Origin of the sequence: Faecalimonas sp. (assembly GCA_029264305.1) — a bacterium.
Lineage (GTDB): Bacteria > Bacillota > Clostridia > Lachnospirales > Lachnospiraceae > Faecalimonas.
The window spans coordinates 103183-122161 of sequence record JARICA010000008.1 but is presented as its reverse complement, the minus strand read 5'-3'; the positions used below and the strand labels follow the sequence as shown (position 1 = coordinate 122161).

Genomic DNA, 18979 nt, shown 5'->3' with positions numbered 1-18979 from the left:
TTTTTACATAGGTAAAGCAAATACGATAACGTATTTGCTTTGATTAGTATACTACACTTTAAAGCGATAGCCAACACCCCAAATCGTTTCTATATATTGTGGTTTTGATGTGTCAAACTCTATTTTTTCTCTTATCTTTTTAATATGAACTGTTACAGTTGCAATATCACCTATGGATTCCATATCCCATATTTCACTAAATAACTGATCTTTTGTATAAACGTGATTTGGATGACTAGCCAGAAACGTAAGTAAATCAAATTCTTTTGTTGTAAATGACTTTTCCTCACCGTTCACCCATACACGTCTTGCCGTTGTGTCAATCTTTAGTCCTCTAATCTCAATAATCTCATTTTCTTCTATTGTACTACCTATTAATCGTTCATACCTTGCAAGATGAGCTTTTACTCTAGCAACAAGTTCGCTTGGGCTAAATGGTTTCGTCATATAATCATCTGCTCCAAGCCCGAGACCTCTAATTTTATCAATATCATCTTTTTTAGCTGAAATCATAATAATAGGTGTATTTTTTTCATCACGAACTCTTCTACATATTTCAAATCCATCTATGCCTGGAAGCATTAAATCTAAAATAATAAGATTGTACTCCTCACCAAGTGCTTTCTCTAATCCAATTTCTCCATCATTTGCCACTTCTACTTCAAATCCACTTAACTCTAAGTAATCTTTTTCTAAATCAGCAATTGCTTCCTCATCTTCTACAATTAAAATCTTATTCATTCATCGGTACCTCCTGATATTTTCTAATAACAAAGTACATTACTGTCCCTGTTCCTTCTTTGCTTGTTGCCCAAATTTTTCCACCATGCTCCTCAACAATTTTCTTTACAATAGAAAGCCCAATTCCACTTCCTCCTTTGGAAGAATTTCTTGATGCATCCGTCCTATAAAATCTATCAAAAATATTAGGTAAATCTTTTGGGGAAATTCCTTTTCCATTATCTTCAAGTTCTACTTGAATAAAGTCTCCAACATCTTTTATGCGAAGATTAATACGACCTTGTTCCTTATCCATATATTTTATCGAATTTGTTACAATATTATTGATAACTCTCTTCAATTGTTCCGCATCAGCAATAATCTTCTGTTCTCCTTCTACATAATTAGAATATCCAAAAACAATTCCTTTTGCCTCCAATTCTAAGGACAAATCTTCTGCACAATCATCAAAGTAATCATTTACTAAAATCGTACTAAAATTATATGGTATTCGATTTGTATCTATCTTTGAATAAAAGGTCAATTCATTAATTAGTCGATCCATCTCATTTGCTTTATTATAAATCGTTCGGATATATTTTTCCATCTTTTCAGGCGTATCGGCAACACCATCCATAATTCCTTCTGCATACCCTTTAATTGCCGTAACTGGAGTTTTTAAATCATGTGAAATATTACTAATCAATTCTTTTCCTTCTTTATCATATTGCAATTTTTCTTCTGCATTTGTCTTTAAACGCCTTCTCATATCTTCAAAATCTTGGCAAAGTTGTCCTAGTTCATCATCCGTTTCTGGTTCTAACTTAAATTCAAGATTCCCTTCTTTAATATTCTTCGCTGCTTTTTGCATTTTTCCAAGAGGGCCTGTAACTCCTTTATATATCCAAAATATAAGAAGAGCTGCTGTCACAACAAAAATAATGACAATTGCTAACAATGCATCCGTAATCAATTGACGCACTTCTGGAATCACATTACTAACATCCGTCACAAGAAACGCACTTCCCACACTCCCATCTACTTGATGAAAATCGATTTGTTTAACTAAAGATTGTGCATTTCCATAATATACTCCATTCTTTGAAGTCGAATCATGTTCACCGTATTCTGGCAACTGATAAATCATCTGCTTTACCTGTTCAGCATTTCCTCCAATATATATAATTTTCATATTATTTCTAACAATCAGATAAGAATTTTTAGAAAGTAGTTTTTCATTTATTTTCTCTAAATAAGTAACATCACAAAGTTTGCTTGGGTTTTCAGCGGCAACTTCCTTCAACTCGTGATATGGTTGTTCCGTCAAACTATTCATCACTTGCACAGAATTAGAAAAATTTTTATACGTTGTTCCTGTAATTCCATAATTTTGCTCAATCAAATTAATCTGATACTGACTTAATCCAAAAATAATAATTGTAGTCAATAAAATTGGTAGAACGCTGACGGTTACGAATGCTATAATCAACCTTGTTTTTAACTTCAAGCGGACACTCCCTTTCATTTTACTTGTTTCGCTCTCGAAACTTGCGTGTTCATTATAGCATGGTATGTTCTGTTCTACACCAAAACCATTATAAATATTTATAAAATTCTTATAAAAAATCGGTTAAAATGCACTTTGGGACGTAGCATTTCACAATCACTACGTCCCAAATGTATTTTTATAGATATTTTTTCAAATTTTCTACTTTATCTAACTTTTCCCAAGGTAAATCTAAATCATTACGTCCAAAATGTCCGTATGCTGCTGTCTGCTTGTAAATTGGACGTCGTAAATCTAACATTTTGATAATTCCTGCTGGTCTTAAATCAAAGTTTTCTCTAATAATTTCTACCAATTTTTCTTCAGACAATTTTCCTGTTCCAAATGTATCAACCATAATTGAAGTTGGTTGTGCAACCCCAATTGCATATGATAATTGAATTTCACATTTATCTGCTATTCCAGCTGCTACAATATTTTTCGCTACATATCTTGCCGCATATGCTGCTGAACGATCCACCTTTGTACAATCTTTTCCAGAAAATGCTCCACCACCATGACGAGCCATTCCACCATAAGTATCTACAATAATTTTACGTCCTGTTACACCACTATCTCCATGTGGTCCACCAATCACAAATCGCCCTGTTGGGTTAATAAAGAATTTTGTATTTTCATCAATCATTTCTTTTGGAAGAATAACATCAAATACATGTTTTTTAATATCTTCATGAATCTGTTCTTGTGTCACATCTGGATCATGCTGTGTAGAAAGAACAACAGCATCTAATCTTTCTGGTTTTCCTTCTTCATTATATTCTACAGAAACCTGTGTTTTTCCATCTGGACGTAAATATGTAAGTGTTCCATCTTTACGAATTTTTGTTAACTGCAATGCCATCTTATGTGCTAATGAAATTGGGTATGGCATATACTCTTCCGTTTCATTTGATGCATATCCAAACATCATTCCCTGATCACCTGCACCAATTGCTTCAATTTCTTCATCTGTCATTCTATTTTCTTTTGCTTCTAACGCTTTATCAACACCCATGGCAATATCTGATGATTGTTCATCAATTGCTGTAATAACACCACAAGTATGTGCATCAAACCCATATTTTCCACGATTATATCCTATTTCATTAATTGTTTCTCTTACAATTTTTTGAATATCTACATAGGCATTTGTTGTGATTTCACCCATAACTAATACAAGTCCTGTTGTAATAGCCGTTTCACAAGCTACACGGCTATTTGGATCTTGTTCCATCAACGCATCTAAAACAGCGTCTGAAATCTGGTCACAAATTTTATCTGGATGTCCTTCTGTTACTGATTCTGACGTAAATAATAATCTCTCCATTTTCTTTTCCTTTCTTTTTCTACTTTCTCTTTGTAAGGATTTCTTTGTAAAAAACTATCTTTTCCTGCTTTTTACAAAAAAACAGCCCACAAAAGTGGACTGTTTATATTCTCATAAATCAATCCTCTTATTGTTCGATTACTCGCTCAGGTTGGCACCTTCCTAATAACAAGGGGTTGCCGTGGCTTCATCAGTCCTTTTACCTCCACCACTCTGAATAAGAGAAAGTCTCTATATAATACATATATTTGCTACGCTGATTATCATAACACTACTTGCAGATTACGTCAACCTGTATTTTAAAAAGCAATTAATCTTCTTTTTTCTTCTTTTTACCCATCACTATCGCCCCTGCTGCTGCCATAAGTCCTAAATACCATACCGGTGACTGTGTATCTCCTGTCTTAACCGGTTTCTTTTCGTTTTGGTTTTCTGCCGGTTTAACATCTGCAGGCTTGTTTTGATTTTCTGGTTTTAGTTCTGGTTGATTCGGTTTGTTTGGTGTTTCTGGTTGCGGTTCTGGTTGATTTGGTTTGTCCGGGGTTTCTGGTTGTGGTTCTGGTTTATTTGGTTTGTCTGGGATTTCTGGTTGTGGTTCTAATTCAGAATCTTCTACAAACACCGCATACACAATCATATCTTCCTGAACAACTGTATCTGCTGTTACTTTTGTTCCTTTACCACCATTGTCTGTATTCCATTCTTTAAATTTAAAACCTTCTTTTACAGGTTCTGATGGCAAGTATTCTCCTAGCACCTCTCCTTTTTTCAATTCTATTGATGTTTTTTCCCCTTCCACGTCAAAGATCACTTTTACTTTTTCTTGTTGTTCAGGAATTTTTCCAAGAGCATCTTGAAGCATTTTTTCTACTTCTTTTACATTTTCCTGCTCAGCAAGAGCGTTTTTATAAATAGAATTTCCTTTTACATAAGCTTCTACCAAAACGTCATACCCTTTTCTATTTGCAAATGTCACATCAAGTTCTTTTAATTTTTTTTCTGCTTCTTTCACTAATTTCCCTAGTTGTGTTTTATCTACAGATTCATACGCTTCAAATTCTCTTAACTGGAATGTTTGATTATTTTTCAAACTTATTCCTTGCATTTTTAAGTAACGTGTATGTAATGGCGTTTCAAATGTAAGTGTATTTACATTTTCTCCAGCAACAGTTTTCACATCTGTCCATACTTTTCCATCTATTGACGTCTGTATTTTAAAATTCTGTGGTGCTCTATCCCACTGTAATACGAGTTTGCTAATCTTCTGCTCCTTTAACAAATCTACTGCAAATGAACTATCTGCATATGTTCCTTCAAAATAAGAATCCTTTTCGCTTACAGTTGTATCGTGTTTTCCCTCTAAAGTATTTCCATCTCCGTCGATTGCTTTCCAGCCTACACGCAACTTCTTCCAAGCCACATCTTGATTAGTATCCCCTTTATGCTGCGCCACTCCAGCTGCTGCTGTTCCCTGAGATACATTTAATTCATTTACAACATTTCCTTTTGAAATCTCATCAATTTTCTCAGGCGACAATGCTTTATTATATACTTTAATGTCTGCAATTTTTCCATCTAGTCCTTCTCCAATCGTTGTGAGTGGGAACACAAATGTAGACAATAAATGCGCATAATCTGTCTCAGATTCTGATGTTCTCAATAAAGCCTTCGAAAGTTTTCCGTTTACATATAGTTTTGTTACCTGCTGTGTGCCTACAACGGTCAATTTTACATCTTCACCTTTTGGAATATTAAATCCAAAATCTTGATTAAAGTATGAACGATTCAATCCTAAATTTCCATTTTCTTTAATTGTCAAACGCCCATCTCTTCCATCAAATAAATTCACTTCTTTTTTTGTATCTTTTGGAATATGTAAATCAAACTGTACTGTATATGGATAATCCATAGAACGAATTCCTGTTTCTACTTTTCCATTACCAGTTAATTTCAACCATGTCTTTCCGTCTTTTTTCTCAACATCTGCACCTGTAATTTTTCCATTGTACTTATTTCCACTTGCATCATATACTTTTCCGTCTTTTACATTTGCAAAATCATAATCCAATACAAGTCCTGTCTTGCTTTTCACCTCTCTACCTAAAGAGACTCCTGGACCTTGCTGAAGACTTTCGTATTTAAAGCTATATTCTTCAAAACTTTGTGCTTCATCTGTTCCACCCCATGTTTTTTCACTAAGCACAGCTGCTTGACGTAAAATTCGTTCAAAGTTATCTCTTTCTGTAACGCCCATATCGCTAATATCTGCCCAAAGCGCTGTTTTTGCTCCAAGAAGATTTGGCTCTGATTTCTTCACATCATTACTGCCTGTCATTACTGTAGGATTCCAGTTGTTAAAAATATGCTCTACATTTACAATATCTCTTTTATCTCTTCCAGGGTTTCCATATAAATGGAAAGAATCTACATTAACTACTTTATATCCTTGTTGAATTCTGCTCTGAGCATCTTCCCAAGAGTTTGACCAAAAATCAATTTCAATATCATTATATGCCTTTGCTTCTTCTTGATTAGCGAAAAACTGTTTTGTCGAACCCCACATACGTACTTTTTTATTGTGCTGTTTAATATGATCTGCTGTTTGACGAATATAAGTTTGCACACCTTTTCGTTCTTCAGGTGTAATATTCCAATATTCATCTGCCCCAATATTTACTGTGTCTCCTAAGAAAACATTTTCTCTCAAATATTCATCAAATAAGGCATTCATAAATGCAAATGCAGAATTTTTCTTTTCTCCTGTCATTGCCAAAAGTTCCCAATCTTTATCTGCATTAATATTTCCTGTAACCCCAGGAACTTTTTTCTTTACCTCTTCCAAATTATTTTTTACATATTTCGTAAACAGAAGGGAATGTCCCGGTGCATCAATCTCAGAAATTGGATTGATTCCATAATCCATAGCCATTTTCTGCAAATTTTTATACTCTTCTTTTGTATATTGAGGAGTTCCTCCAAATACTTCATTATAATATTTATCTTTTTTCGGAGTTGTCACCAAACCTGGAAATGTATCACTTTCTAAACGGAACATACCTTCCACATCTTTCCAATGCTCATATTTATCTCGATCTTTATTTCCTGGCACATGGCGATTATCATTCAAATGGAATTGCACTTCATTGATTTTATAAAATGATAGAGCTTTTACAATATCTTCTAAAGCATCTATACGATATGGTGTTCTTGCAATATCAATCATAACACCTCTAACTTCATATTTAGAGAAATCTCTTGCCACACCTTTAGGAAAAGTAAATTTACCTTTTTGTGTGTAAAGTACTTGTTCCAATGTCATCGCACCATACAAGCATCCATTATAACCATTGGCAATAATATGAATTCCTTTATCATCTGCCTGTAATAAATACCCTTCTTTTCCAAGTGAGTATACATCTTTTGTTGCTGACTCAATGACAATGTCATTTCCATTCCCATTTTGTCCACTAACAATCGAAAGTTCCATTCCTGTAATCTCTTTTAAATCTTTTTGTAGACGTTTTGCAATTTTATTCACATTCAAATTTGCATGATCTTTTACAATGATGCGAGAGTCTTTGCTAAGTTGCACTTCTCCATTATATCCATACCACTCCTGTATACTTGGTATGACTTTTGGTTCAGCATTCTGTTTTTCTACTTTTGGAAAAAGTTCAGCATGCTTCTGTGTTTTTTTCGGCACAGACACTTGGAAAGTTTTTTGCGCTTTATCATTTTCATCTTCTTTATTTACAACTTCTAACATAATTTCCATATTGTTATAGTCGTAGATATTGTAATCTGTAATCTTTCCATCATCGGCAATAACCTGTGGGAATTCACTTCCTTTCACATGAATTTCATACCCTTCAGGCACTGTCGGAAGTGGAACTTCTGCCATATCTGCTGTGATTTGTTCCAATCCTTTTATAGCATCAATAACTTCCTGTGCCGATTCTGCTTCATTTGGTACTTGCACCTGCGTTCCATTAATCTCAATTTCACGCACAGAAACACTATTTCCTCCTGCGCTTGTATTTACTTTATTAAATTCAAAACGAACATATTTTTTTAGATTTTTTACATCGGTAATGCTTACCTTCTTATTCTCATCTTTTACATCACCGGAAGGTTCACATTTAAATGTTTTAATAGGCTCTCCCCAAGCATCATTTTTATTTTCTTTTGTCTTGATAACAAAATCTGTTGAAAATACTTTTTTAAAGAAAGTCACATCAATACTTGTAATATCTGTCACTTCATTTCCAAGATTGATTTCAAACCATTGCATTGTTTGATTTTGATTCGGAGTTGTTCCGTTCTTCATCTTAGGTGCTGACCATCTAGATGTATCGCTTGTTTTATCTCCATCTACAGCCAATTCTGCTTTAAACTGTTGTGCTTCTGCTTCTACACCTGAAGCTTCTACTCGTTTTCCCTTAGCAATATTTCCTGTAATTGTGTTTGGTTTATCTGGACTATCCAATTCCCCATGCACTTCGCATTCATAAATACCAATACTTCTTTTTAATGCATTTTGATTTGCAGAAGTAAAACGAAGACGTACATATCTAGACACTTGTGTAGGTTTTCCATTCTTTTTCAAATCTACTGTTTTGATAATATTAGCAGCATCCCCTGATGGAATATCCAGTTTCCCTACCTCTGTCCATTTTGCCTGATCTCCGTTGCTATCTGAAGTTTCAATAACAAAATTTCCATATAACTTTGCAAAAAACTTTACTGTTATATCTGAAACCTTTGCTGCATTTCCTAAATCTACTTCCAACCATTGTTCTGTAAATGTATCGTCATCTCCACTTTGCCAACGACTATGCATACTCTCTGAAGTCTGATTATCCCCTTTACCATCAAATGCAAGACTCGGTAATCTCGCTGGATTTCCATCTGTTTGTCCTAAATATTTTGAAGCTCTTGCTGGTCTATTTAAAGCAATATTTTTTTCTGTCACACGTTTCGTCATGGCTTCTTGTTCTTGCGTAATCTCTTCTCCTGCTGCCTGTACCATATGAATGGAAGATAGATTTCCCATAGTTAACGTAGCCGCTAATAAAAGTGCCAACACTTTTTTCTTCTTCATTTCCCTTCCTCACTTTCCATATTGCTATCTTATTTAAGTCTATTTACTTTATCACAACCTTGTTTTTATCTTTTTTTCTTTTGTAAGAACGCAATAATTGCCATACTCACCATTCCTCCCAATCCAGCTATTCCTGGAACAGATGTATCTGCTGTTTTCGGTACATTTCCTTGCTCTTCTTGCAACATATTCCCCTGTGTTTTTTCGTCTTTTGGTGGATTTTTTATTTCCACCTCTTTCATTTCAGCAATAGATTTATTTAATTTCATTATAATTGTATCCAATTCTTCTACTGTTACGTTCTCTTTAGCCACTACAACTTTTCCTTCTTTAATGACTTTACGCAATACCGCTATACTTTCTTCTGTATATTTATTTGTATTATCATATTTTTCTGCTTTTTTAAGCAACGTATTGACTTCTTCTATCTTCCTTTGAATTTCTTTAGAAACTTGTGGTTTTTCAGGTTCTATCTTTTCTTCCATTGCAGAAATAGTAGTATTCAGTTTTTCAATAACTCTATCCAATTCTTCTACTGTTACACCTTCTATTTGTACTGTCTTTTCTGCTTCATTAATAACTTTACGTAATATTTCTACACTTTCTTCTGTATACTTATCCACATCTTCAAATTCTTTGGCTTTAGCAATAACCTCTTTTGTTTCCTTTAATTTTATTTCCAATGCTTTCACATCTTCAAATTTCATTCCATTTATTTTCGCAAATTTTTCTGCTTCACTATTTCTTTGTCCGCAAACAATTACTTCTTTCAAATCCACAGCATTGAAAGATTCTTTCGCAATATTTGTTACAGATGCAGGTATGTAAATTTTCTTCAAACCTGTACATCCACTAAATGTATATGGTGGAATATTTTTCATTCCGTCTTCTAGAATAACTTCTTTTAAATTCTGTTTTCCATTCAAAGCAATATTATCTAAAACAACAGTTCCAGGAATATAAATTTTATTTTTTCCCTCTGGAACTGTAAGAAGCATTGTTTTTTCTTTATTATAAATCGCCCCATCATAAGAAGAAAAAGTTTTATTTCCTTCTTCCACTAAAATCTCACCTAACTGTGGCGTTTTAAATGTTTCTTTTGAATCATATTCTCTTACTTCTTTTGGTATAACAAAACTTCTTTCTTCCTTTGCAAAAGGATACATTAAAATTCTAGAAAAATCTTTTGTAAATAACACTCCATCTTTAGAAGCATAATATGTGTTTTCTTGAGGAACTTTTATACTCTTTAACATTTTAGATTGACTTTCCACATCCACATTTGTAACTTTTTCAGTTAATATAATATTCTCAAGTGCATATTTTTCATCAAACACTGTATATGCCACTGATGTAACATCAGTTCCATTATATTTCTTTGGAACAGTTAATGTTTTTATCCCATTTTTCACACCTATAACAGCCATTCCTTTATGAAATCCCAAAATAACTCCATTCTCATCTGTGGTAAAAACTTGTTGTACATCTAAAACCATATGATCCTTAGCAAATTGTTCAAATCCATAATCAAACCATTTTTCATCACTACTTCCCCATGTACTATCGGAAAAAAACCATTTTCCATTCGCATATACCATATTCCATTCATGAGCACCTGCTGATGTATTTCCTGTAACTAATACAGATGGAATTCCCTCAAGATTTAACATAGCTTTATACAAATTAGAATATCCTCCACAAACCGCAACCTTATATTTAAAAACATCGTATGGTCTTAATCCTACATTTTGATCCTGTGGTCTTGCATATCTAATGTTTTTCATAATCCACTCATAAATTTTTTTTGCTTTCTGATAATCATCTTTTTCATTTTTAATAATATTCTGATCTAAAAATGATTTAATCTCCCTTGCCTCTTCTTCTGTCATTTTAGCAATAGACTGATCCCACGTCTTAAATGTATCAGGCTTTAGTGATTTTACAAATTCTAATGCTAATCTATTATATTCTTTTGGAGAAATGTTTTTTTTCTCATTTGACATCGTTTGCATATACTCTGTTTTTGCATATACTTCCCTTTGATTAGGTATTGTCGTTACTGAAATACTTACTGCAGATACCATGATTCCTAATGTTAGCCATATTTTTTTTCTTTTCATAAATTTTCTCTCTTTCTTATTCCATTTCAATTTCCATCAATTAGTAATTATGACGAAATTATGCATCAATTCTCATACTCTTCATGATACAACGCACACCAAAATAGGTCAATCTGATAATATATACAAAAAAATAATAATTTTCAATCATTTTACCCGTATATATTGTGCAATACAAACATATTCCTCCAAAAAAAGCGTCACGTAATAAATGAACTCATTTATTGCGCAACGCTCTTTTCATATCTAACTAAAAATTATTTTCTTTTTCTTTTAAAAATGACAACTGCACCTATTCCAAAAATTGCTACAACCATCATAGTAATAGGAATTACAACATTCGCTGAATCTCCTGTTTTAACTGGATGAGAACTTGTAGTTGTATTATGTTGTTGTCCGCTATTTGAGGTATTTCCTTCAATTTTATCTGCATTTGGTTTATTTGGCTTTTCAGGATTTGGTTTACTAGCTGGCGATACTGTAATATCAATTTTTACACTCTTTCCAGCATATGTTACTGTCACCTGTTTATCTGTTTCTGTTAAAGACTTATCAAGAGTTGGGGTAAATGCAAAATCTTTTGCTGTTGCTTCTGAATAAGCAACCTCTTCTTCTGTCTTATCATTATAAACAAGTGTCAAAACAAGTCCTGATGGAGAGAATTTTTCTCCAACTAAATAATTCTTTTTCGGATTTTCTTTCACAAAAATACTAGATATCTGTTTTGGTGTTTTTGTAATTGAAAATTCTTTAGAAACTTTTCCAGAATAATCAATCATACCTTCTACAATTACTTTCGCTTTGCTTCCATTTGTAGAAAAAACTGTGTTATTTTCATAACCTACTTTATAATCAATTCCCCATTTTAGAATATTTCCTTCTTTATCCGTTACTTTTACTGCTGGTTTTACTGGATTTTCCGCATTAACTACCGGAACTTCAATTTCACCTTTATCATTTAATCCAAGAACCTCAACTTTAATTCCATTTTCTGGTTTTGAAAGATCTATTGTTTCTTTTACTGTTCGCGCACGAAGTTCTGCAGCCGCCATATGTTTATCTGGCTTACTATCTAACCATGTGTGTACCCCTACTAAACGAACTTGCTTTACAGTAATCGGTTCAAAAGTAGCTAATTTCCATGAAGAATCTTCTTTATCCCATGTTCCTGTCTCTGCTGTAGAACCGTCTGGTTTTAAAATTGGAGCTACTTTCCAATCTGCATCATCAGTTGCTTTGTATTCTACCTTATATTCTGTTACAGAACCATTATTTCCATCTTTTGTTCTTGGAAGATAACGAAGCGCATCAATTTTAACTGGTTTTTCAAAATTAAAACCTATCCAACGTTTTTCAAGAGGCGTATCTGGATTGCCGTTTGACCAGTCTGTATGCCAATGTGTATCTGCTTTTCCATCAATTACATATTCTTTAGAACCTTCATTTTGTGTTGGATTTGGAAGTTCATTTCCAGCAATTACCCTACCTTTTAATTTGCTAATCGGATAATCTAAATTTGAAGAATCTGGTCTCTGATTTGCTTCTTGATTCAATTTGATTTCAAAAACATTTCTAGTTGCATGATCTTCTGATTCAATAATTACTCTTACTACTTCTTTATATTCTGGAAGAATTGTTACCGCAGCATTATCAGCACCCTTTACATTTTCTAAATTAGCAACAAGTGCCGGTGTGGAATATGTTCCTTTTTCTAAAACATCACTTGGTAATACTTCTCCATTTAATGTTAATGATTCTAATTTTGCAGTTGCATTTGTAACAAATTTTTCGTTAGCCTTTTTCAACTCTACTTCTGTAATTGCAGTACACGGCTTACGATTTCCGAGATTTTCTTCTTTATTTGTTAAACAGATTTTAACAAATGTAGCACCATATGGTGAACTAAAAGAATATTTGTATGGTTTTACCCCTGTATTTGCTACAGGTCCGGCAACTTCTTGTCCCATTGTTTCATTAGCTTCTACCTTTATCCAACTATTGGCTTCACCGGAAGCAGATACATATATTTCTGTTTTTCCTGCATCTGGATATCTAGCAGACCAACTATCTTTTGCAAAGTGAATGACTACTTCACCTAACGCAAATGTTGTATCATAACGGAATGTTAATTCTGCCTTGTTTACTCCATCCGCACCTTGTGAATTTGCATAGTTTGACCACAGACTTGGATTTGGTGTGTTTTCTCCTACAGCCTGATATTTTGTATTTCCATCATGAATTGCAGCCAATGTATCTGATATCTTCTTGCAATTTTCTTTTACTTCCGCTGCATCTTTAGAAACACTGCTGCCAATATCAAATTGTGCCTTTTGTACGCGAATAGATGCTGTTACTGGCAATTCTTGTCCTAAGACATTTGCTTTTCCTTTCACAACAACTGTTTGCTCTTTGTTATATACTTCATCCTTCGGTTCATCCCAGTTCACCTCAAATGTTGTAGTTAACACTTCGCCATTTGCAAGTACAACTGGTCTACGTTCTGGAAGTACTGGTTTTTTCCCAAGTGGTGTTGTCGCAGAATAATTTAGCATACCACCTATTTCATCAATCACATTTACATTTACAGAAACTTTTCCAGCATCTTCTACGACACCTTTTACAACAAATGTTCCTGTCTGTGTAAGTTTATCTGCAGGAATTTTATCCCATGTAACTTTTTTACTTGCTTTTGTTCCATCCGAATAACGAACTTCAATTGTATCTGCAAGTTTTGGTTCTACATTTGCTTTCACATAATAGTTCTTTGCCATGTAATAGCTATCTATCTGTTTTTCTACACTATCGCTTTTCACCGGTGTTGTTTTCACCTTCACTTCAGAAGATTTTAATCCTTCTGCTGATGCAGTCACTGTAAATTCTCCTGCTTTTTTTGTGGATTTTACGATTGCAAGTACTTTTCCACTAAATGCTCTTCTATTATCTGCTTTGTAAGAGTCATGATCTGGAGAACTTCCATTGTCTACACCTACTAAAACTCCATCTCCCTTTACAGTAAATTTCACACGGTCATCTGCATCTGGAACTATATTTCCTTTTGCATCTGTTACATCAACTGTAATGTAAGAAAGATCTTTTCCATCTGCTACGATTTCTTTTCGATCTGCACTAACAGATAAATTCGCTTCTTTTTCTGCTGTTTTTACTACAGAACGTCCCTGTGTTTTTTCAATTTTCTTTCCACTTTCATCATAAGCAATCGCTTCCAAAGTTCCTGCTGCATACGGAACTTCCCAAGTCATGTATAAATTTTCATGACTATCTCTTGTTCCTTTTACCTTTTTATAAGTATATCCATCTTTCGTTGTTTTTGTTTCAAATTCTTTTGTACCTAAACTTTTTCCATTTAACTTCAATTCTACCTTAGCTGCATCAGAATATACAACAACTTCTACGTTTCCTTTGTTGTCTACTACAAGACCATCTTTATTCCATGTTGGAAGAACATGAAGTGTATTTACCTTATCATTCCATTGACTTTGATAAAAATAATAACTATCTTTTGGGAAACCTGCTGTATCAATAATTCCAAAGTAAGAATTTTTCGGATTTGTTTCAAAATTGTTTGTGTCCATTTCTCCTGGATAAGTTCCATTCCAAGGAGTTGGTTCACCAATATAATCAAAACCTGTCCATACATATTCTCCTGCTACGAAATCTCTTGTGATAACATCATACCAAGCTTCGCTTGCCAAAGCTCCCCAACCTACCTTTGACTTATCATAGGAAGTCAACTGTCTTGTTTTTTCATATCGTCCACCTGTACCTTTATGGTAGTAAACGCCACGGCTATTTATAGATGATGCAGTTTCAGAACCATAAATTTTCCATGTCGGATGTGCTTTATGTGCCTCATCATACTGTTTGTCCTTTGAATAGTTTGTTCCAGAAGCCCCCCCTGCTTTTGTCAATAAATCGGCAATATTTGCATGCTCTCCAGTAGCTGCACCTTTTACCGCATTACTTCCGATTGTTACCATTCTTGTACTGTCAGCTTCCTGAGCCCATCTAATTAAATCTGGAGCTTTTTGCTGGAAGCCTGTTTTTCCACCTGTACCTTCTTGAATCTCATTTCCAAGAGACCACATGATAATAGAAGGTGCATTTTTTCCACGATTGATTGCTGCTTTCAAATCAAACTCAGCCCATGTCATATTGTCTTTCTTTCCAATAATTGTATTGCCTGATTCAATTTGTTTATTAAACCATACAGAGTAATCATTGTTATTATTGTTTTTTGCATGTTGCCATCCATCGAACATTTCATCAATCACAAGCATTCCTTTTTCATTGCAAATTTCAATTAAAGCAGAGGCTGCTGGATTATGTGTTACACGGATAGAGTTACATCCCATTTCTTTTAAAATATCTACTTGGCGTTCAATTGCGCGTCTATAAGCTGCTGCCCCAAGTGCCCCTTGATCATGATGCATACATACACCTTTTAATTTGATTTTATTACCATTTAAAAATGCACCGTGATCTTTATCCATACTAAAATAACGGAAACCATATTCTGTATCATATGTATCTACCACTTTATTCCCGACTTTTACCTCTGTATGAATAGTATAAAGTGCAGGATTTTCAGGACTCCATAGTGTAGGATTCTTTGCTTGCACATTAGCATCAATAACTGCTTCCGTACCTGCTGGAATATTTTTCGCATTTGTTGTAGAAGTACCGATGCTTTCCTTTGTACCTTTTTTGTAGATTGTATGTGTTAAAGTCACATTCGTCGCTTCTTTACTTTCATTTAATACGGTTGTTTTTACATTCGTAGTAACATTATTTCCCTTTTCTGTTTCTAATTTAGGTGTTTCTACTTTTGTTCCATTTAATCCAATATGCACTTTATCCATCACAGATAAATTTACGCTACGATAAATACCACTGCCAGAATACCAACGACTAGATGGTGTTTTATGCTCTACCTTAACTGCAACTACGTTTTCTTCTCCAATTTTAACCTTATCAGAAATATCAAAAGAAAATGGTGTGTAACCAAAAGGATGTGTACCTACTTTTTCACCATTGATATATACTGTTGCATTCATATATACTCCATCAAAATCAAGACGAAGTTCTTTTCCGGCAAATTCTTGTCCGACTACAAAATGTTTTCTATACCAGCCCGTTCCCCCTGAAAGATATCCACTTTCTGCATCTAGTGCTGTCGTATAATCTTGTTGAATACTATAATCATGGGGAATGGAAATACTCTCCCATTTGGAATCATCGAACGCATTTGCTTGTGCATCTCCTGCATCTCCCAAATAAAATTTCCAGTTGTCATCAAAATTTTGTGTTCGAATATTTACGTTATTATAATTATTCGCATACACAATTTCTAATTCTGAACTCATCTGTGTCTGTGAATCCGATTGAACTTTTACTTGCAAACCATTTGCAGCAAAACTTGTAAGTCCCGTCCCAGTAAATGCTAGTACTGTTGCTAAGACCGTCGCACTAACTCGTGCAAGTTTCTTCTTTTTCATCCATTTTTCCTCCTCTTCATATGCTTATGCACACCCCTTTTATTTTATCTATTTTGATAAAATTTTTCTATATGTTTTTTTATGATAAAGTGTAGATTTTTTACGCTTTATCATAAACTCAAATACAAAAAGAGGGAGATACCTCCCTCTTTTTTACCCAACCTTAAATTTAAACTTCTGAATTTCTTTTTCGCTAGAAACCTTTTCGATCATGCCTCCAAGCTTTCTTAATTTTTCTTCAAATCGTTCATATCCTCTTTGAATATACACAATATCATCTACTATTGTAATTCCGTCAGCCGCAAGTCCTGCTATGCAAAGTGCTGCTCCCGCTCTTAAATCTGGTGCGCTCACTCTTGCTCCCGAAAATCTTTCTACACCTTCTATTGTTGCAGAATTCCCTTCTACTTTGATGTTTGCACCCATTCGAGCTAATTCATCTAAATATTTAAAACGATTTTCAAAAATACTTTCTGTAATCGTACTTGTCCCTGAACAAAGTGCCAATGTCACACCCATTTGTGGCTGCATATCTGTTGGAAATCCTGGATATGGAAGTGTTTTCACTTGTGTATGTTTCAATCTTTCTTTCGCCACAACACGAACTGCATCATCAAACTCTTCTACTTCGCAACCAATTTCTACTAATTTTGCTGTAGTTGCTTCTAAATGTTTCGGGATGACATTCATTACCATAACATCTCCCTTTGTTGCTGCAGCTGCCATCATAAATGTTCCTGCTTCAATTTGATCTGGAATAATAGAATACTCTGTCTTATGCAATTTAGAAACACCTTTTATTTTAATTACATCTGTTCCTGCACCTCTAATATTTGCACCCATACTATTTAAGAAGTTTGCAACATCTACTACATGAGGCTCTTTTGCAACGTTTTCCATAATCGTCGTTCCTTCAGCCATAGCTGCTGCCATCATAACATTGATTGTTGCTCCTACACTAACAACATCAAAATATAAATGTGTTCCTTTCAACTGTTCCGCTTCAGCAATAATCTTTCCATGTTCAATAACTACTTCTGCACCAATTGCTTTGAATCCCTTTAAATGCTGATCAATTGGTCTACTTCCAATATTACAGCCCCCAGGAAGAGCTACTTCTGCTTTATTGTATTTCCCAAGTAATGCTCCTAAAAGATAATAGGATGCACGAATTTTCTTAATATAATCATACTCAATGCTAAAATCTCTTACTCCACTACCATTAATCTTTACTGTATGACGGTCTACTCTTTGAATTGTAGCACCTATACCTGCCATTGCTTCTAACAACACATTAATGTCGTTTACATCTGGCAAATTATCAATTGTAACTGTTTCATCTGTCATTATTGCAGCTGCAAGTATTGCAAGTGCTGCATTTTTAGCACCACCAATTTGTACCTCCCCAACTAGTGGTGTTCCTCCCTTTATAATATATTGCTCCATATTGCACCTCGATTACTGGATATTTATTCCTATTTCTATCTTAATTTTCTTTTTAACTAGTCTTTCTAATTTTGAGCATAGTATGTTTTTATTATAACATAAAATCTTTATTTGTAAAATATTTTTCCAACGGAAAGAAAAAAGAAATTCGACAGTAATCTACTACTTTTTCTATAGATTACTGTCTTTTCTTTTTATTCTATCACACCTCATATCAATCGTCTATATCAATAAAATCTTCTTCTACGTCTTCGATGCTCATTTCTCTTTTTCATCAATTCATGCAATAACAAAACCTCTACAATATTTCTAATATTTTCTCGATTATTTAGTTTTTTTTGTTGCATTTCCAACTCATCTTCGATATCTTCTCTCCGATCCATTGCTTCTACCCGTTCACAAATTCGATTACACATCAATCGAATCCCTAACATATCTGGATACTCATCATAAATCATGCTCCCCTCATACTCCATTCGTTCACATTCATCTTCCACAAATGGAAGTATTTTTTTCACCGTGATTGGATAGAGACTTTTCATGTATTCTATATCTTGCCTTTCTTTTCTTTCGTCATCGTATTCAAAAGGCATCGGATATGTCATATAATAAGGTAATTTATAATCCATTACTTTTCTTCCCTTCACATTTTCTCTAATGTATTATATGTTTTTTAACAAAAATCGTGCTTCCATTGAACCGACGAGGCTCTATAAAAAATACATTTCTCTCTTTTTTAATATTTTGGTCAAAAAAATTGATGCTTAAACAAATTTCTTTGTTAAAGCACCAATCTTTCTTTATTTTACACCATTAATTCTAGCAATAGCTCTTTTCAATGCTGCTTCTGCTCGAGCAACATCAATCGAATTACTTTTACTGTTAAGACGTTCCTCAGCACGTTTTTTTGCTTCTTCTGCACGGGCAACATCAATTTCTTCTGGCCATTGTGCGTCTTCTGCAAGAACAGTAATTTTTTCTTGAAGAATTTCTAAAAAACCTCCAAGAATAACGGCTTTCTTCATTTCCGTTCCCTGATGAATTTTCATTACACAAGGCTCTAATATAGTTGTTAACGGAATATGATTTTTATAAACTCCCATTTCTCCTTCTACAGATACAAATTCAAGGAAGGACGATTCTCCCTCATAAAACACCTCATCAGGAGAAATAATTCTCAATTCAAATACATTCTCTGCCATA

At 34.0% G+C, this 18979-nt stretch carries 9 protein-coding genes and 1 riboswitch; all 9 genes read right to left on the bottom strand.

Annotated elements, in window-relative coordinates; translation table 11 throughout:
* Positions 1-51: 51 nt before the first annotated feature.
* On the bottom strand, positions 52-741 hold the full coding sequence (locus ACY2U7_RS01305) for a response regulator transcription factor (RefSeq protein WP_461811779.1): 690 nt from the start codon (positions 739-741) through the stop codon (positions 52-54).
* A complete protein-coding gene (locus ACY2U7_RS01300) occupies positions 734-2227 on the bottom strand; it encodes a sensor histidine kinase (protein WP_461811780.1) in 1494 nt (497 codons plus the stop codon). The genes ACY2U7_RS01305 and ACY2U7_RS01300 overlap by 8 nt, the downstream gene beginning before the upstream one ends.
* Before the next feature lie 178 nt (positions 2228-2405).
* On the bottom strand, positions 2406-3593 hold the full coding sequence (gene metK / locus ACY2U7_RS01295; RefSeq protein ID WP_461811781.1) for a methionine adenosyltransferase: 1188 nt from the start codon (positions 3591-3593) through the stop codon (positions 2406-2408).
* 124 nt (positions 3594-3717) lie between these two features.
* Positions 3718-3817, bottom strand: a riboswitch (SAM riboswitch).
* A gap of 86 nt (positions 3818-3903) precedes the next feature.
* A complete protein-coding gene (locus tag ACY2U7_RS01290; RefSeq protein WP_461815713.1) occupies positions 3904-8694 on the bottom strand; it encodes a discoidin domain-containing protein in 4791 nt (1596 codons plus the stop codon).
* Positions 8695-8759: 65 nt separating this feature from the next.
* Positions 8760-10814: a transglutaminase domain-containing protein gene (locus tag ACY2U7_RS01285; protein WP_461815712.1), complete on the bottom strand. Its 2055-nt coding sequence runs from the start codon at positions 10812-10814 to the stop codon at positions 8760-8762.
* 257 nt (positions 10815-11071) lie between these two features.
* The gene (locus ACY2U7_RS01280; RefSeq protein WP_461815711.1) at positions 11072-16330 is read right to left on the bottom strand and encodes a glycoside hydrolase family 2 TIM barrel-domain containing protein; all 5259 of its coding nucleotides are present in this window, start codon (positions 16328-16330) and stop codon (positions 11072-11074) included.
* Between the two features lie 153 nt (positions 16331-16483).
* A complete protein-coding gene (murA, locus tag ACY2U7_RS01275; RefSeq protein WP_461815710.1) occupies positions 16484-17776 on the bottom strand; it encodes a UDP-N-acetylglucosamine 1-carboxyvinyltransferase in 1293 nt (430 codons plus the stop codon).
* Between the two features lie 227 nt (positions 17777-18003).
* Positions 18004-18405: a hypothetical protein gene (locus tag ACY2U7_RS01270; protein ID WP_461815709.1), complete on the bottom strand. Its 402-nt coding sequence runs from the start codon at positions 18403-18405 to the stop codon at positions 18004-18006.
* Positions 18406-18576: 171 nt separating this feature from the next.
* Complete coding sequence (atpC, locus tag ACY2U7_RS01265; RefSeq protein WP_461812486.1) at positions 18577-18978, bottom strand: ATP synthase F1 subunit epsilon; 402 nt, start codon at positions 18976-18978, stop codon at positions 18577-18579.
* Position 18979 lies beyond the last annotated feature (1 nt).

What these genes read in the sequence shown, in the direction of transcription:
- ACY2U7_RS01305 (WP_461811779.1), bottom strand. Translation starts at nt 741, where the DNA reads ATGAATAAGATTTTAATTGTAGAAGATGAGGAAGCAATTGCTGATTTA.
- metK (WP_461811781.1), bottom strand. Translation starts at nt 3,593, where the DNA reads ATGGAGAGATTATTATTTACGTCAGAATCAGTAACAGAAGGACATCCA.
- ACY2U7_RS01290 (WP_461815713.1), bottom strand. Translation starts at nt 8,694, where the DNA reads ATGAAGAAGAAAAAAGTGTTGGCACTTTTATTAGCGGCTACGTTAACT.
- ACY2U7_RS01285 (WP_461815712.1), bottom strand. Translation starts at nt 10,814, where the DNA reads ATGAAAAGAAAAAAAATATGGCTAACATTAGGAATCATGGTATCTGCA.
- ACY2U7_RS01280 (WP_461815711.1), bottom strand. Translation starts at nt 16,330, where the DNA reads ATGAAAAAGAAGAAACTTGCACGAGTTAGTGCGACGGTCTTAGCAACA.
- murA (WP_461815710.1), bottom strand. Translation starts at nt 17,776, where the DNA reads ATGGAGCAATATATTATAAAGGGAGGAACACCACTAGTTGGGGAGGTA.
- ACY2U7_RS01270 (WP_461815709.1), bottom strand. Translation starts at nt 18,405, where the DNA reads ATGGATTATAAATTACCTTATTATATGACATATCCGATGCCTTTTGAA.
- atpC (WP_461812486.1), bottom strand. Translation starts at nt 18,978, where the DNA reads ATGGCAGAGAATGTATTTGAATTGAGAATTATTTCTCCTGATGAGGTG.